Genomic DNA, 24,204 nt, shown 5'->3' with positions numbered 1-24,204 from the left:
TCTCATTTAGCTGCTCTAAATGAGAAATTTTTTACACAGTCAGCGGCTGATTTAACCCCTCACAGTGGTTGTGCATAAGTGCTGATTTCTATATGCGCCAACAATACTGCACCTGAGCGGTACGGTTGTGCCAGTTTGTTATTAGACACTTCCTGCCGCCGCCCAGCTCATCGCACTAATCCAAAACGCTTTAAACTAATGTAACGAATTGTTATGCATTAAGAAAAGAAGTTTATCGCATGGGGCTTAATTTTCAAACTTACCGGCCGACTTAGATCCAGTGGTTTATCTGATGGCATAGCAACCTCCAACATTTGGCCTTCCAGCTCGATGGCATATAAATACTCAGTGCCAACAAAGCGGTGTTGTGCCACATCAACTTGTCCCTGCTCGGTATTAAACAGCTCAATGTGACTGGGCCTAAGGTAAATCTGCCCTTCCCGTGCTGGGCTCTCAATATCAATCAGAGACTCTACCGAACCAAACGCGGTTTCAACCTGCGCACCATTGTGACGCTGTGCCGAAACGTACGCACCCTGTCCCAAAAACTCAGCAACCTGGCGACTGCTCGGATGCTGAAAGAGTTCTTTGGGTGTGCCTAACTGGGCGATCTGCCCCTGGTGCATGATAGCGAGCCGATCGGCAAAGGCAAACGCTTCATCTTTTGAATGACTGACGAAGATAGCGGATACCTGCTGATCCTTAATAATATCGCGAATATCTTTGATCAGCTGAAAGCGCACCTGTGCATCAATATTCGAAAAGGGTTCGTCCAACAATAACAAGTTCGGGTGATATGCCAGCGCTCTGGCAATGGCCACACGCTGCTGCTGACCACCAGATAATTCATGAGGAAAGCGCTCAGCATAGCCTTCAAGGTGGACCAGCTCTAACATGTGCGCCACGCGATTTTGTCGTTCTGTCTTGCTCAGCTTATTCAAACCAAAAGCAATATTCTGTGCCACCGTCAGGTGAGGAAATAACGCATAGTCCTGAAACATCATGCCTATATTACGGTGCTGAGGAGCGACAAAGTGCCGCTCACTGCTGACACTTTTACCATTGATTCGGATTTCACCCTGTTGAGGGTGCAACAGGCCTGCAATCGCTTTCAGGGTGGTGGTTTTGCCGCAGCCACTGGCGCCAAGCAAACACACTATTTCATTCTCATCCACAGTTAAATCAAGCTGCTGGATTACAGGATGGCCGTCATAGTGATAGTTTAACGATTGAATTTCTAAACTTGGCATTAGTTATGTTGCTCCATTGAGCGGTTGACCCAATATAACGGGATAAGCCCGACCAGGACGATAAACAGCGCTGAAATCGAAGCCAGCTCCAACTGCTCATCACTGACATACTGATAAACATGGGTGGCCAGGGTCTCAAAATTAAAGGGACGCAATAACAGCGCCGCAGGCAGTTCTTTCATACATTCGATAAAGACCAGTAAGCCAGCCGTCAGCAAGCCTCGCTTGAGCAGGGGCATATGAACCTGAGTCAGGGTCTGAAAGCGCCCCTTCCCGAGTGACAAACTGGCCATGTCGATACTTGGGCTGATCCGTACAAAGCTGGATTCAACCGCGCCATGTGCAATGGCATAGAAGCGCACCACATAAGCAAAAATCATCGCGAACAAGGTACCACTCAGTAACAGTCCTGGCTCAAAACCACTGCCATCCAGCCAATCATTGAGTTTGGTATCCATCAGTGTCAACGGTAGCAAGACCGCAATGGCCAATACAGTACCTGGCAGGGCATAACCTGTACTGGCAAAACGTCCTGGCAGGTTGGTGAACTTACCCGGCTCAATGCGCTGATAGTACACCACCAGTAAACTGATAAACATGGCAATTACACTTACATACAAACTGATCTGTAAGCTTTGCAGCGCATAGGTAAAGAACTCAGCATTCCAAGCCTGTTCGAAATAATGAAAAGCATAATTGAGTAGTATTCCGACCGGAACAAAAAACGCGATGCCAAGGATAAGCATGCAAAACCCCCAGGCCAGCCATCCTTGGTAACCCGTCAGGTCATATAAGTGAGTGTCGTTAACACCAGACTGACGCTCATGCACCACCTGAGTTTTACGGCTCATGCGTTCAAGTAACAAGGCAACAAATAAAAACAGCAGCATAATACCCGAAATTTTGGCCGCCGCTGTCAGGGAATAATACCCCAGCCAGGTGTCATACACTGCCGTTGTCAGGGTACTGACCGCAAAATAATGGACTGTGGCAAAGTCTGCCATAGTTTCCATACTGATCAGCGCAAGTGCTGCGACAATCGCACCACGAGACAGAGGCAGGCTGACTTTAAAGAAACTTTGCGCCGGACTCATGCCCATCAGCTGGCTTGCCTGAACCAGTTTAAAAGACTGTTCTCGCAATGCAGTTTTAAAAATCAAATAGAGATAGGGGTAGAGCACCAGTGCTATCATTACAATCGCACCGGGCAAAGTTCGCAGGTCGATAAACCAGTAATCATCCGGTCCCTGCCAGCCAAATTGCTGCCGTAGCCAAATTTGAACCGGGCCCGCATAATCCAACAGGTCGGTATAAACGTATGCGATAATATAAGCAGGCAGTGCAAGAGGTAACATCAACGCCCATTCAAACACCCGCTTACCGGGAAAACGACAATAGGCTGTTAACCACCCCAAAGGCAGGGCTATTAAGGCGCTGAGCGCCACAACGCCGGCGATCAGCACCAGGGTGTTACGGGTGTAGTCCCATAACACACTCTGCCATAGATGGCTGAATACTTCCGATTCGCCTTGCAGCGCCTCGAAAATCAAAAATGCCAGCGGGATTGACAGTGCAATGCCTATCAACCACGCCATGCTCTGCCACGAGGACAGACTTTGTTTTAATTGCATTTACAGGTCAAATTTTACCTCATCGATGAGCTTAAGCGCCATCGGACGGTATTTACTGATCTCGGACAAAGGTAGGCTGTCTTCCTTAAAAGTGCCCCAGGATGCCACTAATTTCGACAATTCGACGCCCGGTTTAACCGGATATTCCATATTCATCGAGGCGTACATGTTCTGTGCTTTATTGTCGGTCATAAACTCGATCAGTTTCAAGGCATTTTCTTTGTTTTTCGAGTACTTGGTCATCACGACACCCGAAACATTCAGATGTGAACCCCGATCACTCTGGTTTGGAAAGTTAATGTAGACGGCATCTGCCCAGGCTCTTTGCTTATTGTCTTCAAGCATTTTGCCGAAGTAATAGCTGTTGCCCAGCGCCAGATCACACAAACCTTCTTTTACGGCTTTTACCTGAGCGCGATCATTACCTTGTGGCTTACGTGCCAGGTTTGCTTTAACCCCTTGCAGCCAGGTTTTGGTTTCAGCCTCGCCATGGTGTGCAATCATAGAAGCGACCAGACCCAAGTTGTATGGGTGTTTGCCCGAACGTGTACAAATCTTACCTTTGTATTTAGGGTTAGCCAGCTCTTCGTAGCTCAGGCTCGTCAACTTGCCCGCTCTGTCTTTAGAAGAATAGACATTACGTACGCGTTTGGTCAGCGCGACCCAGTGACCATCCGGATCGCGAAAGCTGGCCGGGATATTTTTATCAATTTTGTCGCTTTCAATGGCATTGGTCAGTCCCATTTCCTCTAACTGGATCATGGCGCTAAAGTTTGATGTCAGAACCAGATCGGCGCGACCGTGTTTGCCTTCGCGTTTAACCCGCTCTATCAAACCTTTTTTCGCGAATACAACATTGGTCTTAATGCCGGTCTGTTTAGTAAAGTCATCCAGGATCGGCTGGATCAAGAAAGGCTGACGATAGGAATAGATGTTCACTTCATCCGCAGCGACAGCAGATAAACTGGTTACAGCAGCAAGCAGTGTTGCGATTGCACTTTTCATATAAGCTCCAAATAATAACAATAACTATTCTCAGGCTATGGTAACCCGGATCCCGACAAAATACAGCCGATAGTTCAACATATTGCAATTTTATTAAATAGCGACATCCGGACATTTAGTTGTGAGAGATCTCTCACTAAGCATGTCGCAATCTATGAAGATACCGCTGACTTTATCAGCAAAATATAAAAAGGTCTTTGTTAGATAACAAGTTTTTTTACAGCCAATGCCTTTACCCGAAATTCAAAGCGTTTTTTCGTGCTGTCATCTCACCCAGACTCCCATATACTTTAGTCATCTCAAGGGGAGAGCACAAAGCAACATGGAAACGGATTGAGTTGCTTATCAGGGAGTTTGTGCGGTAGGAGTGTCAGGAACTAGGATTAGGCTTCGGACAACAGGAAATGCCGATTAAGTAAGGACGTTGATGCACAGGTGGATGGTGCATTGGAATACAGGGAGATAGGAACAAGTCAGGATGACGACACAAAGGATGGTTAGCATGGACTAAATCAGCAACTGGGACTGCTGATTGCTTAAAGGACAGTACAGGATGTACATCTCGCAGAATGACAACGCAAGGCGAGACATGGACGAGCATGTAAGGAGTTGATCTCATCAACATAGCAGGATGCTATTTAGAAGATTCCGTCAAGCGCGGCCCGCAAGGGTCGCGCTCTTCTTATTTTGACTGACTGTCACTTCGCGTGCTTTATTGACTCAAGAAAGCTTACTTTTTTTCCCTTTCAGATAGGCATCTCGAAAATCCACAAAATGCTGAGTCAGGTACTCTGCGGCCTGCGCCTCGCCATTTTCAGCCAACACCACACAAGCGACTTCTGCGGTGCCGAGTTGATGAGCGTGCGGAGCCACTCTCAGTTTGTAATCCGATAAGCTTTCAGGCGTTACCGACAACACCGGAAATTGATCCAGATAAGGGCTTTTACGAAACATCTTTTTCGCTTCACGCCAGGTACCATCCAGGAAAATAAAGAGCGGTTTTTTACCACTTTGCCGAGTTACACTGTGCACTACGCGTTCCGGTTCCACATTTTCGGCAGGAAAGACCACGACTGGCTGATAAGCCGGATCCTCTAGTAAAGTCAGCAAGCCTGGCTCAGGATCAGTGCGGTCCCAGCGAAATGCATGATTATCCGGTACAATATCCGCGATAAGTCGGCCTGTATTAGACGGCTTAAAGCTCTCATTATGGTACATAAGCAGGCACACTGCGCTATCACACTCGGCGACCTGAACACCCGCACAAATACACAGAGATTCAGCCAGTAAACACCGTTCACAACGAGGTAGTTTTGACCCCCGAGCCTTGAATTCCCGCCGTGCGGATGCGATTTGTTGGGCTCGTAATGCCAGTACCGAGTTTTCCACGCCCACGCAGCTCCCGTTTTGCATAAAAATGCCAATATTAGCAAAAAGCACGTCTCAATAGAACTGCTCGTAGCCTTAGTCTATTTTTTAGTAACAGACTTAACTATAATTGCGCGCTTCAATAATCTCGAAATGGAATCGAAATAATATGAAAAAACTAATTTTGCCCGCGCTTTTGTGCTTACCTTTATTCGCAAATGCGACAGCTTACACACAAGTTGCAACAATTAAAGATATGACCGTTAGTCACAACACAGTGCGTGTTAAGTTATCTGTAATGAACGAACTTTCTGAATGCTCATCTTCTCCCACCAGCGCCAAATGGTATCACTTAGATCTAAGTAAGGAAGGCAGCCAGCATATTTATTCCTCTTTACTGGCAGCTAAATTCGCGAAGCAAAAACTGTTCATGGAACTGAGCGGTTGCTTCACTCAGAATGCAAGCAGCAAGTACCCGAGAGTTACGCAGGTTTATATGTGCGATACCATGTGGTGTCAATAAAGAGAAACAACATGATCATTTCCCCTTCAGCACGTTTGAAATACCGCCTCATGACTCAGGATGATGGTGATCTACTCATCGACCTGGACAGTGACCCGGCGGTAATGCGCTACTTAACCAATGGTAAACCAACTTCCCGTGAACAAATTGAGCAATTCTATCTGCCACGTTTGGCCAAATTTACTAATCCAGAGCAGGGTTGGGGCCTATGGCATTGTAGCTTAATAGACGATGAAACTTTTCTGGGCTGGGTATTGATTCGGCCCATGTATTTCTTTAACGGTGAAATGGACGAGCGAGATCTCGAAATAGGCTGGCGCTTCAAACAAATTGCCTGGGGGAAAGGCTATGCAACCGAAGCTGCCAGACACATCGCCAAGCACCTTGCTGAACAAGATAAAATGGATTATCTGAGCGCTGAGGCACTCAAAGGGAACCTGGGTTCAATTAACATCATGAAAAAACTATCCATGACCTTCTTACGAGAAGGCATTCATGAAGGTCCTGAAGGACCTATGGATGTGGTGTATTATCGAAAATCGGTATAACGATAAAGCGGGTAAATATACCCGCTTTATATCCGATTAAACCATCAGGAAAATCACCAGGAACAAACCTAACAGTAAGCGATAGATCACAAATGGCAGCATCCCCATCCGTTCTATCACTTTCAAGAAGAAGTGAATACACGTATAAGCTGCGATAAAGGACAACACAGCTCCAGTAATTATGGCGCTCCAGTCGATCAACTCATCTCCCGTGGCCAATTTCAATGTGTAATACCCACCCGCTGCAGCAATGATTGGAATAGACATTAAAAAAGAGAAGCGGGCCGCACTTTGCTTATTCAGCCCCAACATCATGCCTGCCGTCATGGTGATCCCTGAACGCGACGTGCCCGGTAGCAAAGCTGCTACGACCTGGGCAAAGCCAATGATCAAGGCGCTGCGCCAGTTCAGTTGATAAATGGTTTTGGTCTGTTTTGCAGTGGCATCAGCATACCAAAGTAACAAGCCAAAAATGACCGTCGTTGCCGCGATAACCCAGGCGCTTCGGGAAAAGTCTTCGACCAGATCTTTGGCCAAAAACCCAATAACAAGGCCCGGGATCGTTGCCACGATAATCCACCAACCAAGGCGACTATCATCCGTCGAACCTTGCTTGCCGAAGGATTTAAACCAGGCGCCCAGTATGTCGGCAACTTCTTTGCGAAAGTAAATGAGTACAGCAGCCAATGAGCCAACGTGCACGGCGACATCAAATGCCAACCCCTGATCTTGCCAGCCGAATATCTGAGACGGCAATATCAAATGTGCTGAGCTGGAAATCGGCAGAAATTCGGTTAATCCCTGGATCAATGCCAGTACAATAATTTCGATGATACTCATGGTAAAGAAAACTCCACTTTCCATAGTTTTTGCGCTTGATTGTCATAAGCTTGCCAGATTTCGACCATGCGGCAGCCCAGCGCGGGATGAATAAAATCTGGGGCTATTTCAGCCAGAGGCCGGAGCACAAAGGCGTTCTTAGTGACCTCATCACGTGGTAGCTGAGCAGGAGAATCACAAATCACATCGTCGTAGAACAGGATATCCAGATCCAGAGTTCTGGGGCTGAATTTCTTGTCCTGAGGCGTTCTGCCGTTATCGCGCTCTATTTGTTTTAACAAAATGCATAAGTCTGGCAGCGACATGTCGGTATGCGTCGCAAACACAGAGTTATAGAAGTTTTTACCGTTAAACCCCACAGGCTCACTTTCATACACATCCGAATGGACATAATCCGGAAAATGCTTAATGAGCGTTGTCAGACCCTGACGGAAATGACGGTCGCGATCAACATTGGACCCTATACTGATAAACACATGCGCCATACTATCGGTTCCGCGTGATTTCCAGGCCAACAGTTTGTGCCTGAGGAACAGCTGCCGGCTTGCTGACCCGAATAGTGATAGCCTCAATAGCAAACTCTTGTAGGATAATGGCTGCCAATTGCTCGACCAGCGTCTCAAGAAGTTCAACCCGACTCGCCTCAGTATGAGCAATCACCCGCTCACTGACTTTGGCATAATCTACGGCCAACGTAATGTCATCCTGTCGCGCAGCCGCAGAGATATCAGTCTTCATCGCTATATCAAAGAAAAGGCTTTGTTTACTTTCTTTTTCAAAGTCGTAAACTCCTATTATGGTCTCGACGTGTAATTGCGAGATATAGACCGTGTCCATGTAAACTCCTGACATGACTGATTCGGATCGGCTTTTTCACGTACTCAGCCGCCTTAAAATAAAGCGACGATGATAGCCCAAATAACGGCAAGAAAAAATAAGGAAGCTTGTGATAGTCAGTTTAATATGTATTTGTGCTTATTTATTTGGTTCAATCTCTTCCGCGATTTTGATTTCCAGGCTGTTTTCATTGCCCGATCCCCGCTTTTCTGGTTCAAATAACCCTGGCGCAACCAATGTGCTACGGCTTGGCGGTAAACTTCCTGCCGCTCTGGTCCTGGTATTTGATATTCTCAAAGGGACTATCCCAGTGTGGGGAGCCTATTTTCTGGGCATTGAACCCATCTGGCTGGGCATTGTCGCAGTGTGTGCCTGTCTGGGCCATATTTACCCGGTATTTTTCCATTTTAACGGTGGTAAAGCGGTTGCGACAGCGTTTGGGGCACTACTGCCAATCGGACTATCACTTGGGGGGATGCTGATCGGTACCTGGCTGCTCGTGTTGGCACTAACACGTTACTCGTCACTCGCAGCGATTGTAACCGTATTAGCCGCGCCGGCATACACCTGGCTCATAAAACCTATGTACACATTGCCCGTGTGCTTTTTGACTTTACTGATAATATTTCGCCACAGAGCCAACATTCGTCGGCTCCTGAGTGGGACCGAGCCTAAGCTCGGTAAGAAAAACGTCGACTAACGTCAGACCATTACAGTGGCGGTAAGCTATCCAGTGGCCAACGTGGCTGAGTTTTCATACTTAACTCAGCAGTTTGCCCCGCTTTAAGACGCTGCATGCCTGCATAAGCGATCATCGCACCATTATCAGTACAAAACTCAGTACGAGGGTAATACACTTTGCCTTTCATCCCCTGCATCATACGCTCAAGCTTAGTGCGCAGCTCAGTATTCGCACTTACACCGCCAGCAATGATTAAGCGATTAATGCCAGTTTCTTTCAGGGCGCGTTTACACTTAATCGCCAATGTATCAACTACGGCCGTCTGAAATGCATGGGCAATATCAGCTTTGGTTTGCTCGTCATCCCCTGCCGACTTAATGGTATTCGCCGCTGCGGTTTTCAGACCACTAAAGCTAAAGTCCAGGCCAGGGCGGTCTGTCATAGGCCTTGGGAACACAAACCGGCCAGCCACGCCCTGTGTTGCTAACTTAGCCAGCATGGGACCACCCGGATAGTCTAACCCTAAGAGTTTCGCCGTTTTATCAAAGGCCTCACCAGCGGCATCATCCACCGACTCACCGAGTACTTCGTATTCACCGATGCCTGCCACTTTCACCATCATAGTGTGGCCACCAGATACCAGTAAAGCAACAAATGGAAACTCTGGCATGTCATCTTCCAGCATAGGCGCTAGCAAATGCCCTTCCATGTGATGCACAGCAACGGCGGGAATATTCCAACCAAACGCCAGTGAGCGGCCAATGGAAGTGCCCACAAGCAAAGCCCCCACCAAGCCAGGTCCTGCTGTGTAAGCAATGCCATCGAGCGACTCAGGGCCACAGCCGGCCTGTTTAAAAGCGGCTTCAATTAAAGGAATGGTTTTGCGAACGTGATCTCTCGATGCCAGTTCCGGTACTACGCCACCATAATCCGCGTGAACTTTTACCTGACTGTACAACTGATGCGCCAAAAGTCCCTGCTCATCATCATAGATGGCAATCCCCGTCTCATCGCAAGAAGATTCGATACCTAGAATTCGCAATGTTGATTCTCCACTACTAAAAATTTGGACAAATGATTCAAGCGTCGATTGCCAAACCAATGTTTGTCTGGCCGTCGCTCAATGCCAATGCCTTAAGCGTTTTAACCGACTGATTATCAATCCTCGGCATTTGTGCAACACAATCGATGAGTTCACCAAGCACGTCGATTTCGTATTGCATCAATGGATGCTCTCTCACATGTTGATTATTCGGCTCAATGTCTTCTGCCATCAGTAAGAATTCAATGTATCTGGCCACGGTTGCTTGAGATATTTTAGCCACATTGACAAACTCACTTTCATCTTTACTCATTACACCCTGAATAAAGCCGAGTAACGCCGTAGCCACGTCGATTGCGGCATAGGTGCCGAACATGTCGAAGTCTTTTAGCTCCGGAACATTAGGCTCAATTTTTTCAATTTGTTTTTCTAAGCTGATTTTACTTTTCGGCAGCAACACTTTTTCCCAGCAAACATTCAGTGCACTGCGCAGGGTCGTCTCATCCCCAAACCCGGTCGCTTCACTGAACAAACCATAATTTGGCAGCATACGTTCTAATATCGCAGCCGCAAGCACCGCTTTTTGTAAATAATTTAGCTCTCTGATGCGCTGAAAGTTATTTGCCTTCGTCATAGCTTTTTCCACAGTGCCAGCAATATTGAAACCCCGAACCATTGTGTTCAGAACAGCTGCTGCACTGCCAATCTTCCGATAAATTAGTTTGCTGATAGTTTACCAAGATTTCTTCTGCCTCGGGTACTTTTATCGCACAGACAAATATTTTTATTGTATTTTGCGCAAAGGGCATTTCTCCCAGAGCAGCTGCCAGTGCCTCTCCTTCGACGTGGGTTTTAAGTCGGGCCTGTGCCAGCAACCCCAGTACAATGTGGGCTTCCAATGGGTTATCCGTGCGATATACGCACGTCCAGTCAAACATTGTATTACTCATCACTGGACTCCAAAATTTTGCTATGATAATCACTATTGTAGCGTGCTTAGACGGAGTACAAAAATGACGCTCACCACACCAGGATTGTTGTTCCCTGCAATCTCTTTGTTATTACTTGCCTACACCAATCGATTCTTAGTTTTGGCGCAACTGATCAGAGAATTAAACGCCAGAGAAGGTGACCAACTCAGACCATTGGTTGTCGCCCAAATCGACAACCTCAAAAAGCGTATCAAGCTTATCCGCCTGATGCAGGTATGGGGCGTCATCGCCTTTTTACTCTGTACTATGTCCATGTTTGCCCTGTTCATTGAAGTAGCACTTTTAGGGGTCATTTTGTTTGGCGCTAGCCTCTGCTGCCTGGCACTTTCTTTGCTACTTTCACTCTATGAGATACACATTTCTTGTGATGCCATAGAGATTGAACTCAACAATATTGAAAAAAAGCCAATACAAGATTAAGCAACTCACTTTTTTGCTGGCTATACTAACAGGGAACAGGCACTAAGCAGAGGTTCTATGTGAGCAGCTTTCTCTTTACAAATGAGCCGCTTAAGGATGAGGAGCAAATTACAGTGGATAATGCCCACTGGGATATCCTGGTGGTTGATGATGAAGAGGATATCCATCAGGTAACCAAATTGGTGTTATCTGATTTTAGGTTTGAACAAAAACCCTTGCGTTTTCACCATGCCTACTCTGCAAAGCAGGCAATGGATATCCTAAATTCCGAAGAGTCCATATCTGTTGGGCTGATCGACGTTGTTATGGAAAGCAACCACGCAGGGCTCGATCTCATTAAGTTCATTCGCAACGACATGGCCAATCATGACATTCGCCTGATTTTGCGCACCGGTCAGCCCGGAGAAGCGCCAGAAGAATCAGTTATTCGTGATTATGATATCAATGATTACAAAAATAAAACCGAGCTCACCGCAGTAAAGTTAAAGACCTTGCTCTACTCTGCACTGCGTTCCCACCGCGATATTCAGACTATAGAGCGCCACAAGCGGGGACTGGAGCGAATTATTGATGCCTCTTCGAGCTTTCTAAAATGTAATAATGTTCAGGACTTTGCCTCGACTATTCTGTCCCATGTTGCCGATGTGATGGGTCTCACTGATTCCGATATTTATTGTGCAGCTGCGGTGAATAAACAAAATGGCGCAGGAGCTGAATTTCAGCTACTGGCCGCGTCTGGCGCAGGGATCGAGCCGGAACAAACCGCATTGCCGGATAAAGTAAAAAGTCGCTTTATAGAAACACACAATCGTAAAACGTCCAGTAAGTCCGACCACGAGTATGTCGGTTATTTTACCAGCCAGGCAGGCCTCGAGACCATGTTATACGTAAGTAAAAAAGGCCTGTTACAACCTACAGATTGTCAGTTGCTGGCCTTCTTTGCTAACAACATTGCGCTAGCATACGACAATCTGAACCTCAGAGAAACGGTAAAAGAATCACAAAAAGAGTTGTCTTATATACTCGGAGAAGCTGTAGAGAAACGCTCTAAAGAAACAGGGTCACATGTTAAGCGCGTGGCACATTACAGTTTATTACTGGCTAAATTAGTCGGATTGAACGATTATAGAGCCGAAATTATTAAACTAGCGTCACCGTTGCACGACATTGGCAAAATTAGCATCCCAGATGTCATTCTCAATAAACCAGGAAAACTGAATGACGATGAATGGGCAATAATGAAGACTCATGCCCAGCAGGGTTATGAAATACTAAAAAACTCAACAAATGATATTTTGCAATGCGGCGCAATTATCGCACACCAACACCATGAAAAGTGGGACGGTAGTGGGTACCCGCAAGGGCTCAGAGGTGAACAAATAGACATTGCCGGAAGAATTACAGCACTCGCTGATGTGTTCGATGCATTGGGCAGTGTTCGCTGTTACAAGCCGGTTTGGACACTTGAAAAAATTCTAACAGAGATAAAATCCCAGCGAGGCCAACAATTTGATCCCAAACTGGTTGATCTGTTTGTAGAAAATCTGGAACAATTCATCGCAATACGCGATCAGTACCCAGACTAAATTTTGTAAGCGAAATGTAAAAAATTCACTTGGATGTTTCTCTAAACTGTATTAGTATTAGGGAATCAACGTTGTCATTGCATTTTTGTTGAAATAAAAGGAATTTCACATGAGATTTGAACAACTCGAGCAATTCGTTGCTTTAGGCAATTTACGCCACTTTAGGCAAGCCGCAGAACAAACCAATATCAGTACTTCCGCACTCACCAGAAGCATTCAGACACTGGAAGATGAAATTGGCTGTGAACTTGTCAAACGATCTACCCGCTCCGTCAAACTGACCGAACAGGGCGAACTTTTTCTGAATTATTGTAAGTCGACCTTATCGGAATTAGACATAACCAGAAACACTATCAAACAGAGCTTGTTTGGTCGTGATCAACAACGTGTTGTTGTTGGTTACACCGCGCAGGCCAGTAGCATAGTGCCAACGTCATGTGGACAGTTTTTGGCGGATTTCCCTAACGTCAAAGTTGAGATGCAACTTTTGAATGAACACGATCTACTTCGCAAGCTACAGCTTGGTGAAATTGACATCAGTGTTTACCTAGAGTCTGCAACCAGCTTAGTGAGTGATATCCATCTGCCTGACCAACTTGTTTTGTTTGTTGCTAAACAACATCCACTCGCGACACAAGACAGTATTCGTCGCAGTGAGCTTGCTCAGTACCCAATGTACGGCTGTTTCTCTCAGTCTAAACAGGTGCAGAACATGCTAAATGAGGCGGTTGAAGGGCTTAACAAATCAACCAATGTCAAAATTGGTAATATCAGCCAGGTGATTGACGGACTGAAGAATAGCCAGAGCTTTGCCATTGCAAGCATTGAACATTCTAAGGTCATCGCGCAAGACCCGGAACTGATCTTACTGAAGACTAACAAGGACGCTAGTCATGAGCAAATTGTCGTGCAGACCAGTCACCAACTTGGCAGTGGTTCACACGTCAGTAACTTGTTGTCATTAATTGAACAAACAGCACAGAAAAACGCCGTTGCTACAGCGGTGAATAGTTAACGATTAGCTAACTAGGTTTCTTATACTGTTTGGTTAAATGGGAGTTTAGAGCGAGTTTTAGGTATTCTATTCGGGTGTTTAGTATAAACCCGCGGTAATGGAGTCAAAAAATTCGCTCACCCTCACTCGCTTCCTTTCAAAAATAACCCCTCACGAGCCTCTGGGCTATTGACTGGGGATCCCCTCAAATACCAACAACCACTCCGACAAACATCGCCAGACCAACGTAATTATTGCTCAAAAATGCCTGAAAACACTTTTCTCTGCTTCTGTCATTGATCTGCCATTGCAGCCTAACCAGCCACCCCCCGGCAACCACAAAGCCACACCAGAACCACACAGACAAAGTGACCTGGGTTGCAACCCAAGCCATACAGCCCAAAAATGCCAGATTAAGGGCAGCAATAACGTGTCTGTCCCAACGACCGAACAAGATGGCGGTTGATTTAATACCGACGACAAGGTCATCGTCCTTATCCACCATGGCATATTTAGTGTCGTAAGCAACCGTCCAGAGCAAGTTAGCAATAAATAACACCCAGGCAATAGCAGGAACCGTTTCCTGAACAGCCATAAACGCCATGGGTATTCCCCAGCTAAACGCGGCGCCAAGAACAACCTGAGGTAGATTGGTATAGCGCTTCATGAAAGGGTAAACACTGGCCAGCACGAGCGCGCCAAATGACAATAAGATGGTTTGCCAGTTCAGCATCAATACCAGCGCAAAAGAGGCACCGATCAATAATAAAAACAAAGAAAGCGCTTCACCTTCACTGACTGCGCCTCTGGCAAGTGGCCGTTGAGCCGTTCTTTTGACTGCACCATCGACCTTACGATCTGCAAAGTCATTAATCACACAACCTGCACTACGCATCATAAACGTGCCGAAAGCAAAAATGAGTAACAAATGCCACTGAGGAACACCACCAGACGCTATCCACAAACTCCAAAGCGTTGGCCACATCAGTAGTAAAGTACCAATGGGCTTTTCAACACGCATTAGCTGCTTGTATTCGTTTACGTGGTCTGCTCGCAGCCGCGATAGCTTCATACCTTAACTCCATTCAGGAAGATTTCGCACACCAGTACCTTGCAAGTTTGACGCGTAAAAACGCTCCGTCTTGCAAAGCAAGGATCACTGTATAGTTTCTCTTTGGCCGGGAAAAATGAGGGGAGCAGCTTTTGCTCCAGTGTCGCAACCTCAATGTCGCCTCTTTGCCACGCCTGTTGGTCAAACAAGCGTTCACCTAACGGGGTAGTGCCAATGTTATCTAACCCCAGTGCATTGGCACTATCAGGTATCCAGCTCTGGCCGTAAACCACAGGAATATCATCACAATATAGCACCACTTCGCGACACAAGGCGCTGTCGCAGTTCAGAATCGCTTGTACTTCCCCATCAAGCTGGCGCACCTGCTCACTGAGTACCTCAACGTGCAGTATTCGACACTGTGAGCGCAGTAAGGCTGTCAGAGAGCCAGTTTCGCATAACAATGCGCGCAGGGCGTCCGGGATGTCCTTATGCCGGGTAAGCGGTTCCCAGCTTGATTGCAATAAATTTGGCAGATTAAACAAGTCAGTAATTCAATTCAGGAAATAACCGCGCCATAATAGCAAAGCTTACTCCGGCAAAAAAGTTTACCTTTCCCTTACTCACTGCTGTTCATAATCTGATTTTACGTATAAACTAATCCTATTGTTGGTATTTAGTTAAGTATTTTCAGGCTATTATGAATCGGATCTGTATCGCGTTGATGGCATTTTTGCTAGTTTGTGTGAGTACAAACTCACGCGCTGAATCAACCGTTGGCTACTTTGGATTTGAGCCTGACATCATTACCAACTATATCGGGCAATCCAATAAAAAACTCGGCTACGTCCGGGTGACGGTAGATTTAATGCTTGATGATGTCAGCAATATTGCCGTTGTTGAGCATCACACTCCCCTACTAAGGGATGCCATAGTGCAAATCCTGAGTAAGGAACCAGAAGAAACCATCAAGTCACTGACAGGGCGTGAAGAAATACGCCAACGTTGTGCAGAAAAGCTGAAAACACTCCTCAAAGAAGAAACCGGACAAGAAATCATCCGCGAAGTGCTGTTCACCAAGTATTTGTACCACTAAAGTCGCGAGGTTATTCGCCTCGCGTTAAACCTGGCCAGAATCGCGAACACGCAACAGCGTTGCGACCCCCATACCAGCCAATAAGCCAAACAAGTGTGCCCAGTTCGCCATATTGACAAATAATACGTCCATAAAGCCCAACACCATCCAAATTAACATAAAGCCAACGACAGGGGTTCCTATCAAAGGAGGAGACTGTGGATGTTTAACAGAATGGATCCAGCAAAAGCCCAACAAGGCATAAACCACACCACTGAGACCGCCAAAGTTTGCATCGGCTAACAAATACTGCATCCAGTTGCTCAGCAATGCACCAGCCACAAAGACAGTCCAGAGCACCCAATTACCCAGGCGACGCTCAATCATATTACCCAGATAAATCCACCAGGACAGATTAAAAACCAAATGTAGCAGGCCAAAATGCAAAAAAGCTGGGGTGATCCAGCGCCAGGGGCTATGAGGGTCAAACTGCAAAGTGTCAAACACCGGCTCAACGCCATACACAAAGAAGCTCATGAATATCCCCAAAGAGAGGATAAAAACGGCTTTGAGCATCCAGCTTAGCTGGGTAAAACGCTGCCACAAGTTCAGTTTGGTGCCCTGATATACAAGCGGAGATTCTTTTGGTGCAAGTTGCCAGGACGCAGCCAGGTATTTATCCTGATAGGGATCTGCGACAAATTCCTGCCAGATCTCACTGGCCTGAGACCAGTGTTGCTCAGCAACCCACACAGAAGCCTGCTGCCCATCTTCACTGGTCACCCGGCACTCGATATGATGCGTTTTCAGATAGTCCGCAACTCCCTGAACCGCGCGTGGGTTATTGTGGGAGCCTAACAGTTTCATTTTGCTACACTATCCGGAAGTTCTTGCGCCCACTGTGTGAAACCGCCATCCATGCTGTATACCTCTTCAAACCCTTGTTCAACCAGGTAATTTGCAGCACCTTGAGAGCTGATCCCGTGATAGCACACCACGATAATTGGGTGCTCGAACTCTTTTTCCTGTAAAAAATGTCCCAGGTTATCATTCGACAAATGTTCCGCCCCCGGAATGTGTCCTTGTGCAAACGAGTTAGCATCACGGATATCAGCAATAACCAGCTCAGATTGCGCCAACATTTCTTTGGTTTGGGCGACTGAAATATGTTTAAAACTCATAGTACTCTCTAATTAATAAGCAGACACAAAAAACACCTCGTTAGCGGTCACGGACCCGAGGTGTTTTAAAACAGGCTCATGTAGACCTTAGTCCCAGTTTAAGATCACTTTACCCGATTGACCAGAGATCATCGTATCAAAGCCTTGCTGGAACTCATCAACGTGAAACTGATGAGTGATGATCGGGTCTAAATTCAGACCGGACTGGATCAGACTCGCCATTTTATACCAAGTTTCAAACATCTCGCGACCATAAATACCTTTGATCACCAACCCTTTGAAAATCACCTGGTTCCAGTCAACAGCCATATCGCTTGGTGGAATACCCAGCATGGCAATTTTACCACCATGGTTCATGTTGTTCAGCATGCTATTGAACGCCACAGGCACACCCGACATTTCCAGGCCGATATCAAACCCTTCTGTCATGCCTAACTCTGCCATCACGTCTTCAAGTTGCTCTTCGGCCACATTTACAGCCCGGGTTGCACCCATTTTACGAGCCAGCTCCAGACGATATTCATTTACGTCCGTGATCACAACATGGCGTGCACCCACATGTTTTGCAACAGCGGCGGCCATAATTCCGATTGGACCTGCACCGGTGATCAGCACATCTTCACCCACCAAGTCAAAAGACAAGGCAGTGTGTACAGCATTACCGAATGGGTCAAAGATAGATGCCAGTTCATCGGAGATGTTATCAGGGATCTTAAACGCATTGTATGCAGGGATAACCAGGTATTCAGCAAACGACCCCTCACGATTGACGCCCACACCTATGGTGTTACGGCACAAATGTACACGACCGGCACGACAGTTTCGACAATGACCACAAGTAATGTGACCTTCACCTGATACACGGTCGCCAATCTCAAAGCCACGTACTTCCTGGCCCATGTCTACGACTTCACCTACGTATTCATGTCCAACAACCATAGGGGTTGGAATGGTGTTTTGCGCCCATTCATCCCATTTATAAATGTGTACATCAGTACCGCAAATGGCGGTTTTACGGATTTTGATCAGCAGATCGTTATGCCCAACTTCCGGTTTGGGCGCATCCGTCATCCAAATCCCTTCTTCTGCTTTTAACTTGGATAGTGCTTTCATGTGTTTTCACTCATTAGAAACACGCAAGCCATCAGCTTGCGTTAAAAATCGCTCACAGCCCAGGCTGTGGGGCAGTGATTAAATCACGCCCAGTTCTTTACCAATGCGAATGAAGGCGTCAATCGCCTTGTCCAGCTGCTCTGTGGTGTGCGCCGCAGAGATCTGAGTACGGATACGTGCCTGACCTTTAGGCACAACCGGGTATGAGAAGCCAATCACGTAAATGCCTTCGGCTAATAAGCGATCCGCCATATCAGAGGCCACTTTCGCATCGCCCAGCATGACAGGAATAATCGCATGATCTTTACCAGCACAGGTAAAGCCTGCCGCTTCCATTTTACTGCGGAAGTGTGCAGCATTTTCCCATAGCTTGTTACGCAGTGCCTCACCTTCTTTCATCATGTCCAGCACTTTGATTGACGCAGTCACAATAGACGGGGCCAGTGAGTTTGAGAACAAATAAGGGCGCGAGCGCTGACGCAGCCACTCAACAATTTCTTTTTTACCTGAGGTATAACCGCCTGATGCACCACCCAGCGCTTTACCTAAAGTACCCGTAATGATGTCAACGCGATCCATCACGCCACAGTACTCTGGCGTACCACGGCCATTTTCGCCCACAAAACCAACTGCGTGCGAATCATCAACCATAACCAACGCATCGTATTTGTCTGCCAGGTCGCACAGCTCAGACAGGTTACAAATCACCCCGTCCATTGAGAACACACCATCGGTCGCAATCAATTTAGTTTTCACGCCTGCTTCATCAGCGGCAATCAGCTGCTTCTCAAGATCTGCCATGTCATTATTGGCATAACGGAAACGTTTCGCTTTACACAGGCGCACACCATCAATGATAGAGGCATGATTCAGTGAATCCGAAATAATGGCATCTTCAGGGCCTAAAATGGTTTCAAACAGACCTGCATTGGCATCAAAACAAGAAGAGTACAAGATGGTATCTTCAGTTTGCAGGAACTCACTGACTTTAGCTTCCAGTGTTTTATGGATATCCTGAGTACCACAGATAAAGCGTACAGACGCAACACCAAACCCATGCTCATCCAGACCCCCCTGAGCAGCCGCTATCAAATCCGGGTGATTAGCCAGGCCAAGATAGTTATTGGCACAGAAGTTAATAACACTTTCGCCAGTTGATACTGCAATTTCTGCTTGCTGCTGAGAAGTGATCACACGTTCTTTCTTGTATAAACCCTCAGCTTTTACTTCTTCAATCTGTTGCTGAAGCTGGCTGAAAAATGCCGCTGCTCTCATCGGGAGTCTCCATTAGTTGCACGGGGTGTGTGCCCCTGGCACACACTAAAATGCCGATATCCTTTATGCTCAATATCGGCTGTGTCATAAAATTCGTTGCTTATATTTTAAAAGGTTCGCACCTTAAATGCACGGATTGTGATTATCTTGTTCGCAGACGCTTTGTAAACGCTTATGAGATAAACGGAGGCAGATCAAGTGCCTGATATAATGATCCACACACATAGTCTGCTGAATCACGCACTTGTTCACTGAAAGTCTGCCCCGACTCAACCAGTATTTTAGTACTAACTCCCGCAGCCAATGCCGCCTGAATATCCGACCCCTTATCACCCACCATAATACTTTGTTTCGGGTCAATGTTATGCTCCGCAATGGCTTCTAAAAGCATACCGGGGTTCGGTTTACGGCACGCACACTCACGCTGATAAGGCGGCTGCGCTTTATGCGGGTGGTGGGGGCAAAAATAGACGCCATCAATGGTGATACCATGAGCCTTGAACTGCTGACACATCCACTCTGTCAGTCGCGCAAACTGAGCTTCGTCATAGTACCCCCGGCCAATACCGGACTGGTTTGTCACCACGATCAGTTTATAGCCCAACATCTGGAACTGATGGCAGGCCTCAAACACGCCATCGATAAACTCAAAGTCTTCAATTTTATGCACATAGGCATGATCCTGATTGATCACCCCATCTCTGTCCAGAAATACGGCTTTATGTGTCATATTTGTTCCTGCTTTACTACCTGGTCAAACATCTGTGCTACTCGCTCAATCGAAATTTGACTCATCAAATCACTGCCCTTCACGCGTGTTCCCCACTTAAGTTGCTGAGCACTTTTGCCCTTTTGCGCCATCAGGTTGTCATGATAGACGTCTACCACATATTCCTGATACAAATACGGACCCGTGCGCTTGGGGTTAGAATGCGCATACAAACCTATAACCGGGGTGCCAACGGTCACCGCCATATGGGCTGGCCCAGTATCCGGTGCCAGAACCAACTGTGCCTGCGCTAGCACACACAGCAAGGTTTTTAATTTGGTTTTACCAACCAGGTTAGTAATATCACACTGCGCATGCGCAATGATGGCTTCACTCAGATTGCGCTCCAATTCGGTTGGGCCTCCTGTCAGGACCACACTAAAGCCTTGTCCCGCAGCATGTTCAGCCAGCGCAGCATAGCGCTCAGGTAGCCAGTTTCGCTCCGCCTTGCTGGCAGCGGGAGAAATCACAAAGATACGTGTCAGTCCGGCAAGTAAAACTTCCGCTTCACGTTTATCTTCATCGCTAACGGGCATGTCCCAACTCGGCGTGTCACACTCAGCGCCTATCGCTCGGGCAAAGTTCTGGAACCCTTCCAGCACATGCGGCTCCTGCTGTGGACCAATGCGTTGATTAATAACCAGCGAGTGAAGTTCCTTAGAACGCCCTTTGTCAAACCCAACTTTGACTTTAGCCGGGATACAACGTGCTGCGAGGTTAGCGCGAAACGCCACTTGCATATGCAAAAGCACATCAAACTTGTGCCCTTTAAAGTGTGCTTTAAGCTGCTTAAATGCCGCTTTTCCTTGTTTCTTGTCAAAGATAACAAACTCAACCCCAGGCATGCCGGCTAACAGCATGGCTTCAACCTTGCCTATAACCCAGGTGATTTTCGCCTGTGGGTGCGCACGCTGGATCGCTTGTACGGCCGCTACGGCATGACACACGTCACCGATGGCCGAAAGCCGGAGAATACAAATGGAAGAAATTGCCTGAGACACACATTTCGCCTGTAACTGAAAATAAGCACCCGATCTTAAATAAAACCCACTATTTTGCAACCTATGAGATTCTCCCAGACAACAAAAGCCGTTACACTGAGCGTTTATCAATTCAGTCCTGCTATTAATCGGCCATGCTAAAAATAGAACAACATCACAATCACTACTTGTTGCGAACTAACCATACCCCAGATACTTTATCTCTGGACTGGTTCGACATGGCATTCTGGCAGCAGAAAAATGCCGTTGTGACCTCGAAACAAGGTCGCGCAGCAGCCTGGTTCGTACGCTATACCGACCAGGATGTTGCCGTTCTAAAGCACTACTGGCGTGGCGGGTTAATTGGTAAGTTACTCAAAGATCAATACGTGTTTACAGGTCTTAAGCACACCCGGGTATACCTTGAGCTGCACCTGCTAAACCAACTCGCCGACTTGGACTTACCAGTCCCCACTCCTTTAGGCGCCAAAGTAACCGTATCAGCGGGGATTTATCGCGCTGATATCCTGACGCATGCCATCTCTGGCGCACAAAGCCTGTGTGAACGACTGCAGTCGGCGCCACTCAGTGCACAAGGCTGGCAGCAGGTTGCCTCCACGCTGGCACGCTTTCATCACGCTGGCGCCTATCATGATGATTTGAACTGCAACAATATTCTGTTCGATGATTGCGGAGAAGTGTACCTCATTGATTTCGATAAAGGCGCGCTCAAAACGCCTGCAAAAGAATGGCAAATGGCGAATATTGACCGACTCGCGCGTTCACTTAAAAAAGAAGCCAGCCGCTCTGCGCAGTTCTTTTGTTCGCCACAAGACTGGCAGAGTTTTATCGATGTCTATCAAAGTGAAATGAAAAAAAAGCCGGTGTGAAACCGGCTTCTTAATCGTCAGACGTCGCTATTATGTCTCTCTTGCTTTCGCAATGATATTAGAGGTTGAGCAACCATCCAGAAACGCTAACACTTCTACCTGGCCACCCATAGCAAGGACATGATCTGCTCCTGCTATCTCTGATACCTGGTAATCACCACCTTTGACCAGTATATGTGGACTGATCTGTTCTATCAGTTTAGCCGGTGTGTCACCCTCACTCTCTTTACCAAATGGGATCACCCAGTCAACAGAAGCCAGTGCAGACAAGACCATGGCCCGCTCGTTCAGTGGATTAATTGGACGCTCAGGACCTTTCAAACGAGAAATGGAGTCATCGTTATTCAACCCGACTACTAACCGGTCTCCTCTGGCTTTGGCTTGTGCCAGATAGCGAACATGACCTGCATGCAGAATGTCAAAGCAGCCATTGGTGAACACAATGGTTTCACCATTTTGTTTGGCAAACTCAATGTGTTTTAGTACTTCTTCATACGGGGTTTGGTAGTGTTCACCAGTCTGACGCAAATATTGCCCCAGTTTCCGGCTCAGCTCTTCTGGTGTCACGGTAGCCGCGCCCAATTTAGCCACCGCAATTCCCGCAGCCAGGTTTGCCAGCTCCACCGCTTCACTTGGCGATAACCCTGCGCCCAACATAGTGGTTAATGTCGCAATAACGGTATCACCCGCACCGGTAACATCACTGACTTCCCGGACCTGCGCAGCGAAGTCATGTTTCTCGTCTTGGGTGATCAGTGACATGCCCTGCTCAGAGCGAGTCAGCAGCATAGCACCAATGCCAGCCTGCTTTATCAATGCACGGGCACTCATCGTCAATGCTTCTTCACTGCTGGAATCACCGCCGGCCAGGCGGAATTCATTGAGGTTTGGCGTAATATAATCGGCGCCCCGATAATGGGTCAAATCAGACGACTTCGGGTCAATCAGGACCGTTTTGCCCGCGCTCTTTGCCACACTAATCATCTCTTCGATGCAACTTAAAGCGCCTTTGTTATAGTCTGAAAACAGAACAAAATCATAGTCATTGACGACTTGTTCCAATCGGGTTAACAACAATTTGCTGTGAGACTGCACAAAGGGCTCTTCCAGGTCTAGTCGCACGACTTGCTGGTGACGACTGATAACGCGCATTTTTGCAATCGTCGGCAACTCAGCAACGCTGACAAGTTGTGAAGCGATTTGTTCTTTTGCCAGAATAGACTCTAGCTGACGGCCATTGTCATCTTCGCCAATCAGACCCAGTAACCCGACCTGACCATCCAGATGCGCTATGTTCTTCGCTACGTTTGCCGCACCACCCGCTTTATCTTCAAGGCTGCTTACCTTGACGACGGGAACAGGCGCTTCTGGTGAAATACGACCTGTATCACCATGCCAGTAGCGATCCAGCATGACATCACCAACCACCAGGACCTTCGCCTGATTCAAGTTTCTCAGCGCGCTCAGGTTCATGCCGACTGCTCCGCAATGACCATGTCTACCGCCTCACATAACCAGTGCCCGATAAACATATGGGCTTCCTGGATCCGTGCGGTCTCATCAAAGTCGATGATAATTGGCAACTTAGCGATGTCTTTCACTGTACCACCCGTACGCCCAGTCAAAGCCACGGTGAATGCACCAATCTCATTAGCAGCCTGTAATGCCAGGTTAATATTCTCACTGGTTCCTGACGTGGTCAGGCCAATCACCAAGTCTTCCGGTTTACATAACGCTTGCACCTGACGTTCGAAAACCGAATTGAAATGGTAGTCATTGCTGTGTGCCGTTAAAATCGATGTATCAGTCGTCAAAGCAATCGACGCCAGTGGACCACGTTCGAGCTTGTAGCGAACCACAAACTCAGCTGCCAAATGCTGAGCATCGGCCGCACTGCCACCATTACCAAACCAAATCACCTTGCCACCCGCATCCAGGGTCGCTTTGCAGGCAGCCAGTAATTCCACAGACTGGGTATGATAATCAGCCATTTTTGCGAACAACGCCATATGTCGCTCTAAGCTGGCCTGATAGCTTTGTTTGATGTGATCATTGATTGACATAGTGATCCTTAATAAATAATGCGACTCTGTAATCGATACAAAGTCAAAACTAACCCGTGTTAAATTAATTGGTGACGCTGTGCGCCAGA

The 24,204-nt window shown here is 47.1% G+C and carries 28 protein-coding genes; 8 read left to right on the top strand and 20 right to left on the bottom strand.

Annotated features, from left to right (window positions below):
• Nucleotides 1–218: 218 nt before the first annotated feature.
• The 4 genes from MHN31_RS09415 to MHN31_RS09400 form a co-directional block, all read right to left on the bottom strand.
• The gene (locus tag MHN31_RS09415; protein ID WP_125558039.1) at nt 219–1,250 is read right to left on the bottom strand and encodes an ABC transporter ATP-binding protein; all 1,032 of its coding nucleotides are present in this window, start codon (nt 1,248–1,250) and stop codon (nt 219–221) included.
• Nucleotides 1,250–2,881: an iron ABC transporter permease gene (locus MHN31_RS09410; RefSeq protein ID WP_239444152.1), complete on the bottom strand. Its 1,632-nt coding sequence runs from the start codon at nt 2,879–2,881 to the stop codon at nt 1,250–1,252. The genes MHN31_RS09415 and MHN31_RS09410 overlap by 1 nt, the downstream gene beginning before the upstream one ends.
• Nucleotides 2,882–3,886 (bottom strand): Fe(3+) ABC transporter substrate-binding protein, encoded by a 1,005-nt coding sequence (locus MHN31_RS09405; protein ID WP_125558043.1) that lies wholly within the window; start codon nt 3,884–3,886, stop codon nt 2,882–2,884. It abuts the gene before it with no gap.
• A 720-nt stretch (nt 3,887–4,606) separates the two neighbouring features.
• Nucleotides 4,607–5,275, bottom strand: a complete 669-nt coding sequence (locus MHN31_RS09400) for a tRNA-uridine aminocarboxypropyltransferase (RefSeq protein ID WP_125558045.1) — start codon at nt 5,273–5,275, stop codon at nt 4,607–4,609.
• A 148-nt stretch (nt 5,276–5,423) separates the two neighbouring features.
• Here MHN31_RS09400 and MHN31_RS09395 point away from each other — a divergent pair, with 148 nt between their 5' ends.
• Nucleotides 5,424–5,777 carry a hypothetical protein gene (locus MHN31_RS09395; protein WP_239444151.1) on the top strand — a complete coding sequence of 118 codons (354 nt, stop codon included), beginning with the start codon at nt 5,424–5,426 and terminating at the stop codon, nt 5,775–5,777.
• Between the two features lie 11 nt (nt 5,778–5,788).
• Complete coding sequence (locus tag MHN31_RS09390) at nt 5,789–6,325, top strand: GNAT family N-acetyltransferase (protein WP_239444150.1); 537 nt, start codon at nt 5,789–5,791, stop codon at nt 6,323–6,325.
• 36 nt (nt 6,326–6,361) lie between these two features.
• Here MHN31_RS09390 and MHN31_RS09385 read toward each other — a convergent pair whose 3' ends face one another.
• The 3 genes from MHN31_RS09385 to folB are packed head-to-tail and all read right to left on the bottom strand — an operon-like array spanning nt 6,362 to nt 8,002.
• The gene (locus MHN31_RS09385; RefSeq protein ID WP_239444149.1) at nt 6,362–7,165 is read right to left on the bottom strand and encodes an undecaprenyl-diphosphate phosphatase; all 804 of its coding nucleotides are present in this window, start codon (nt 7,163–7,165) and stop codon (nt 6,362–6,364) included.
• Nucleotides 7,162–7,650 carry a 2-amino-4-hydroxy-6-hydroxymethyldihydropteridine diphosphokinase gene (gene folK, locus MHN31_RS09380; protein WP_125558053.1) on the bottom strand — a complete coding sequence of 163 codons (489 nt, stop codon included), beginning with the start codon at nt 7,648–7,650 and terminating at the stop codon, nt 7,162–7,164. Before folK ends, MHN31_RS09385 begins: the two co-directional genes overlap by 4 nt.
• A 1-nt stretch (nt 7,651) precedes the next feature.
• On the bottom strand, nt 7,652–8,002 hold the full coding sequence (folB, locus tag MHN31_RS09375) for a dihydroneopterin aldolase (protein WP_010382997.1): 351 nt from the start codon (nt 8,000–8,002) through the stop codon (nt 7,652–7,654).
• A 109-nt stretch (nt 8,003–8,111) separates the two neighbouring features.
• On the opposite strand from folB, the gene plsY reads away from it, so the two are divergent.
• A complete protein-coding gene (gene plsY, locus MHN31_RS09370) occupies nt 8,112–8,702 on the top strand; it encodes a glycerol-3-phosphate 1-O-acyltransferase PlsY (protein WP_138536234.1) in 591 nt (196 codons plus the stop codon).
• 10 nt (nt 8,703–8,712) lie between these two features.
• On the opposite strand, the gene tsaD is transcribed toward plsY, so the two are convergent.
• Genes tsaD through MHN31_RS09355 form a run of 3 tightly spaced genes read right to left on the bottom strand, consistent with a single transcriptional unit; the run spans nt 8,713 to nt 10,676 of the window.
• Nucleotides 8,713–9,726, bottom strand: a complete 1,014-nt coding sequence (gene tsaD / locus MHN31_RS09365) for a tRNA (adenosine(37)-N6)-threonylcarbamoyltransferase complex transferase subunit TsaD (protein WP_010383001.1) — start codon at nt 9,724–9,726, stop codon at nt 8,713–8,715.
• A gap of 37 nt (nt 9,727–9,763) precedes the next feature.
• Nucleotides 9,764–10,360: a YjaG family protein gene (locus tag MHN31_RS09360; protein ID WP_125558055.1), complete on the bottom strand. Its 597-nt coding sequence runs from the start codon at nt 10,358–10,360 to the stop codon at nt 9,764–9,766.
• Nucleotides 10,344–10,676: a DUF2007 domain-containing protein gene (locus tag MHN31_RS09355; RefSeq protein WP_125558057.1), complete on the bottom strand. Its 333-nt coding sequence runs from the start codon at nt 10,674–10,676 to the stop codon at nt 10,344–10,346. Before MHN31_RS09355 ends, MHN31_RS09360 begins: the two co-directional genes overlap by 17 nt.
• Nucleotides 10,677–10,739: 63 nt before the next feature.
• Here MHN31_RS09355 and MHN31_RS09350 point away from each other — a divergent pair, with 63 nt between their 5' ends.
• The 3 genes from MHN31_RS09350 to MHN31_RS09340 all read left to right on the top strand — a co-directional run bounded on the left by MHN31_RS09350 (nt 10,740) and on the right by MHN31_RS09340 (nt 13,739).
• Entirely contained in the window at nt 10,740–11,138 is a 399-nt protein-coding gene (locus MHN31_RS09350) for a DUF2721 domain-containing protein (RefSeq protein WP_010383007.1), read from the top strand.
• 59 nt (nt 11,139–11,197) lie between these two features.
• Complete coding sequence (locus MHN31_RS09345) at nt 11,198–12,724, top strand: DUF3369 domain-containing protein (protein ID WP_125558059.1); 1,527 nt, start codon at nt 11,198–11,200, stop codon at nt 12,722–12,724.
• 109 nt (nt 12,725–12,833) lie between these two features.
• On the top strand, nt 12,834–13,739 hold the full coding sequence (locus MHN31_RS09340; protein ID WP_010383012.1) for a LysR family transcriptional regulator: 906 nt from the start codon (nt 12,834–12,836) through the stop codon (nt 13,737–13,739).
• 184 nt (nt 13,740–13,923) lie between these two features.
• On the opposite strand, the gene ubiA is transcribed toward MHN31_RS09340, so the two are convergent.
• Entirely contained in the window at nt 13,924–14,790 is an 867-nt protein-coding gene (ubiA, locus tag MHN31_RS09335; protein ID WP_239444148.1) for a 4-hydroxybenzoate octaprenyltransferase, read from the bottom strand.
• Complete coding sequence (locus MHN31_RS09330; RefSeq protein ID WP_239444147.1) at nt 14,787–15,314, bottom strand: chorismate lyase; 528 nt, start codon at nt 15,312–15,314, stop codon at nt 14,787–14,789. The genes ubiA and MHN31_RS09330 overlap by 4 nt, the downstream gene beginning before the upstream one ends.
• A 155-nt stretch (nt 15,315–15,469) precedes the next feature.
• Here MHN31_RS09330 and MHN31_RS09325 point away from each other — a divergent pair, with 155 nt between their 5' ends.
• Nucleotides 15,470–15,865 carry a flagellar basal body-associated protein FliL gene (locus MHN31_RS09325; RefSeq protein ID WP_049863946.1) on the top strand — a complete coding sequence of 132 codons (396 nt, stop codon included), beginning with the start codon at nt 15,470–15,472 and terminating at the stop codon, nt 15,863–15,865.
• A 24-nt stretch (nt 15,866–15,889) separates the two neighbouring features.
• On the opposite strand, the gene glpG is transcribed toward MHN31_RS09325, so the two are convergent.
• The 6 genes from glpG to MHN31_RS09295 all read right to left on the bottom strand — a co-directional run bounded on the left by glpG (nt 15,890) and on the right by MHN31_RS09295 (nt 21,183).
• Complete coding sequence (gene glpG / locus MHN31_RS09320) at nt 15,890–16,711, bottom strand: rhomboid family intramembrane serine protease GlpG (RefSeq protein ID WP_194866522.1); 822 nt, start codon at nt 16,709–16,711, stop codon at nt 15,890–15,892.
• The gene (glpE, locus tag MHN31_RS09315; RefSeq protein ID WP_010383018.1) at nt 16,708–17,025 is read right to left on the bottom strand and encodes a thiosulfate sulfurtransferase GlpE; all 318 of its coding nucleotides are present in this window, start codon (nt 17,023–17,025) and stop codon (nt 16,708–16,710) included. The genes glpG and glpE overlap by 4 nt, the downstream gene beginning before the upstream one ends.
• An 87-nt stretch (nt 17,026–17,112) precedes the next feature.
• Nucleotides 17,113–18,138 (bottom strand): L-threonine 3-dehydrogenase, encoded by a 1,026-nt coding sequence (gene tdh, locus MHN31_RS09310; RefSeq protein WP_125558066.1) that lies wholly within the window; start codon nt 18,136–18,138, stop codon nt 17,113–17,115.
• 78 nt (nt 18,139–18,216) lie between these two features.
• Complete coding sequence (locus tag MHN31_RS09305; protein ID WP_010383020.1) at nt 18,217–19,413, bottom strand: glycine C-acetyltransferase; 1,197 nt, start codon at nt 19,411–19,413, stop codon at nt 18,217–18,219.
• A 172-nt stretch (nt 19,414–19,585) separates the two neighbouring features.
• The gene (gene gmhB / locus MHN31_RS09300) at nt 19,586–20,143 is read right to left on the bottom strand and encodes a D-glycero-beta-D-manno-heptose 1,7-bisphosphate 7-phosphatase (RefSeq protein ID WP_239444146.1); all 558 of its coding nucleotides are present in this window, start codon (nt 20,141–20,143) and stop codon (nt 19,586–19,588) included.
• On the bottom strand, nt 20,140–21,183 hold the full coding sequence (locus MHN31_RS09295) for a glycosyltransferase family 9 protein (protein ID WP_239444145.1): 1,044 nt from the start codon (nt 21,181–21,183) through the stop codon (nt 20,140–20,142). Before MHN31_RS09295 ends, gmhB begins: the two co-directional genes overlap by 4 nt.
• A 134-nt stretch (nt 21,184–21,317) precedes the next feature.
• On the opposite strand from MHN31_RS09295, the gene MHN31_RS09290 reads away from it, so the two are divergent.
• Entirely contained in the window at nt 21,318–22,052 is a 735-nt protein-coding gene (locus MHN31_RS09290) for a 3-deoxy-D-manno-octulosonic acid kinase (protein WP_194866523.1), read from the top strand.
• A 30-nt stretch (nt 22,053–22,082) separates the two neighbouring features.
• Here MHN31_RS09290 and hldE read toward each other — a convergent pair whose 3' ends face one another.
• Entirely contained in the window at nt 22,083–23,525 is a 1,443-nt protein-coding gene (gene hldE, locus MHN31_RS09285) for a bifunctional D-glycero-beta-D-manno-heptose-7-phosphate kinase/D-glycero-beta-D-manno-heptose 1-phosphate adenylyltransferase HldE (RefSeq protein ID WP_239444144.1), read from the bottom strand.
• Nucleotides 23,522–24,115, bottom strand: coding sequence for an SIS domain-containing protein (locus tag MHN31_RS09280; RefSeq protein WP_125558078.1), 594 nt, complete (start codon nt 24,113–24,115; stop codon nt 23,522–23,524). The genes hldE and MHN31_RS09280 overlap by 4 nt, the downstream gene beginning before the upstream one ends.
• Nucleotides 24,116–24,204: the final 89 nt, after the last annotated feature.

The organism is Pseudoalteromonas sp. McH1-42 (genome assembly GCF_022347845.1).
Lineage (GTDB): Bacteria > Pseudomonadota > Gammaproteobacteria > Enterobacterales > Alteromonadaceae > Pseudoalteromonas > Pseudoalteromonas rubra_D.
The sequence above is the reverse complement of the archived record's forward strand: the minus strand, read 5'-3'. Positions and strand labels throughout refer to the sequence as shown.

Bases quoted from the DNA above. Each gene is read 5' to 3' on its own strand.
- MHN31_RS09415 (WP_125558039.1), bottom strand. From the start codon at position 1,250: ATGCCAAGTTTAGAAATTCAATCGTTAAACTATCACTATGACGGCCAT.
- MHN31_RS09410 (WP_239444152.1), bottom strand. From the start codon at position 2,881: ATGCAATTAAAACAAAGTCTGTCCTCGTGGCAGAGCATGGCGTGGTTG.
- MHN31_RS09405 (WP_125558043.1), bottom strand. From the start codon at position 3,886: ATGAAAAGTGCAATCGCAACACTGCTTGCTGCTGTAACCAGTTTATCT.
- MHN31_RS09395 (WP_239444151.1), top strand. From the start codon at position 5,424: ATGAAAAAACTAATTTTGCCCGCGCTTTTGTGCTTACCTTTATTCGCA.
- MHN31_RS09390 (WP_239444150.1), top strand. From the start codon at position 5,789: ATGATCATTTCCCCTTCAGCACGTTTGAAATACCGCCTCATGACTCAG.
- MHN31_RS09385 (WP_239444149.1), bottom strand. From the start codon at position 7,165: ATGAGTATCATCGAAATTATTGTACTGGCATTGATCCAGGGATTAACC.
- folK (WP_125558053.1), bottom strand. From the start codon at position 7,650: ATGGCGCATGTGTTTATCAGTATAGGGTCCAATGTTGATCGCGACCGT.
- folB (WP_010382997.1), bottom strand. From the start codon at position 8,002: ATGGACACGGTCTATATCTCGCAATTACACGTCGAGACCATAATAGGA.
- MHN31_RS09360 (WP_125558055.1), bottom strand. From the start codon at position 10,360: ATGACGAAGGCAAATAACTTTCAGCGCATCAGAGAGCTAAATTATTTA.
- MHN31_RS09355 (WP_125558057.1), bottom strand. From the start codon at position 10,676: ATGAGTAATACAATGTTTGACTGGACGTGCGTATATCGCACGGATAAC.
- MHN31_RS09350 (WP_010383007.1), top strand. From the start codon at position 10,740: ATGACGCTCACCACACCAGGATTGTTGTTCCCTGCAATCTCTTTGTTA.
- MHN31_RS09340 (WP_010383012.1), top strand. From the start codon at position 12,834: ATGAGATTTGAACAACTCGAGCAATTCGTTGCTTTAGGCAATTTACGC.
- ubiA (WP_239444148.1), bottom strand. From the start codon at position 14,790: ATGAAGCTATCGCGGCTGCGAGCAGACCACGTAAACGAATACAAGCAG.
- MHN31_RS09325 (WP_049863946.1), top strand. From the start codon at position 15,470: ATGAATCGGATCTGTATCGCGTTGATGGCATTTTTGCTAGTTTGTGTG.
- glpG (WP_194866522.1), bottom strand. From the start codon at position 16,711: ATGAAACTGTTAGGCTCCCACAATAACCCACGCGCGGTTCAGGGAGTT.
- glpE (WP_010383018.1), bottom strand. From the start codon at position 17,025: ATGAGTTTTAAACATATTTCAGTCGCCCAAACCAAAGAAATGTTGGCG.
- tdh (WP_125558066.1), bottom strand. From the start codon at position 18,138: ATGAAAGCACTATCCAAGTTAAAAGCAGAAGAAGGGATTTGGATGACG.
- MHN31_RS09305 (WP_010383020.1), bottom strand. From the start codon at position 19,413: ATGAGAGCAGCGGCATTTTTCAGCCAGCTTCAGCAACAGATTGAAGAA.
- gmhB (WP_239444146.1), bottom strand. From the start codon at position 20,143: ATGACACATAAAGCCGTATTTCTGGACAGAGATGGGGTGATCAATCAG.
- MHN31_RS09290 (WP_194866523.1), top strand. From the start codon at position 21,318: ATGCTAAAAATAGAACAACATCACAATCACTACTTGTTGCGAACTAAC.
- hldE (WP_239444144.1), bottom strand. From the start codon at position 23,525: ATGAACCTGAGCGCGCTGAGAAACTTGAATCAGGCGAAGGTCCTGGTG.
- MHN31_RS09280 (WP_125558078.1), bottom strand. From the start codon at position 24,115: ATGTCAATCAATGATCACATCAAACAAAGCTATCAGGCCAGCTTAGAG.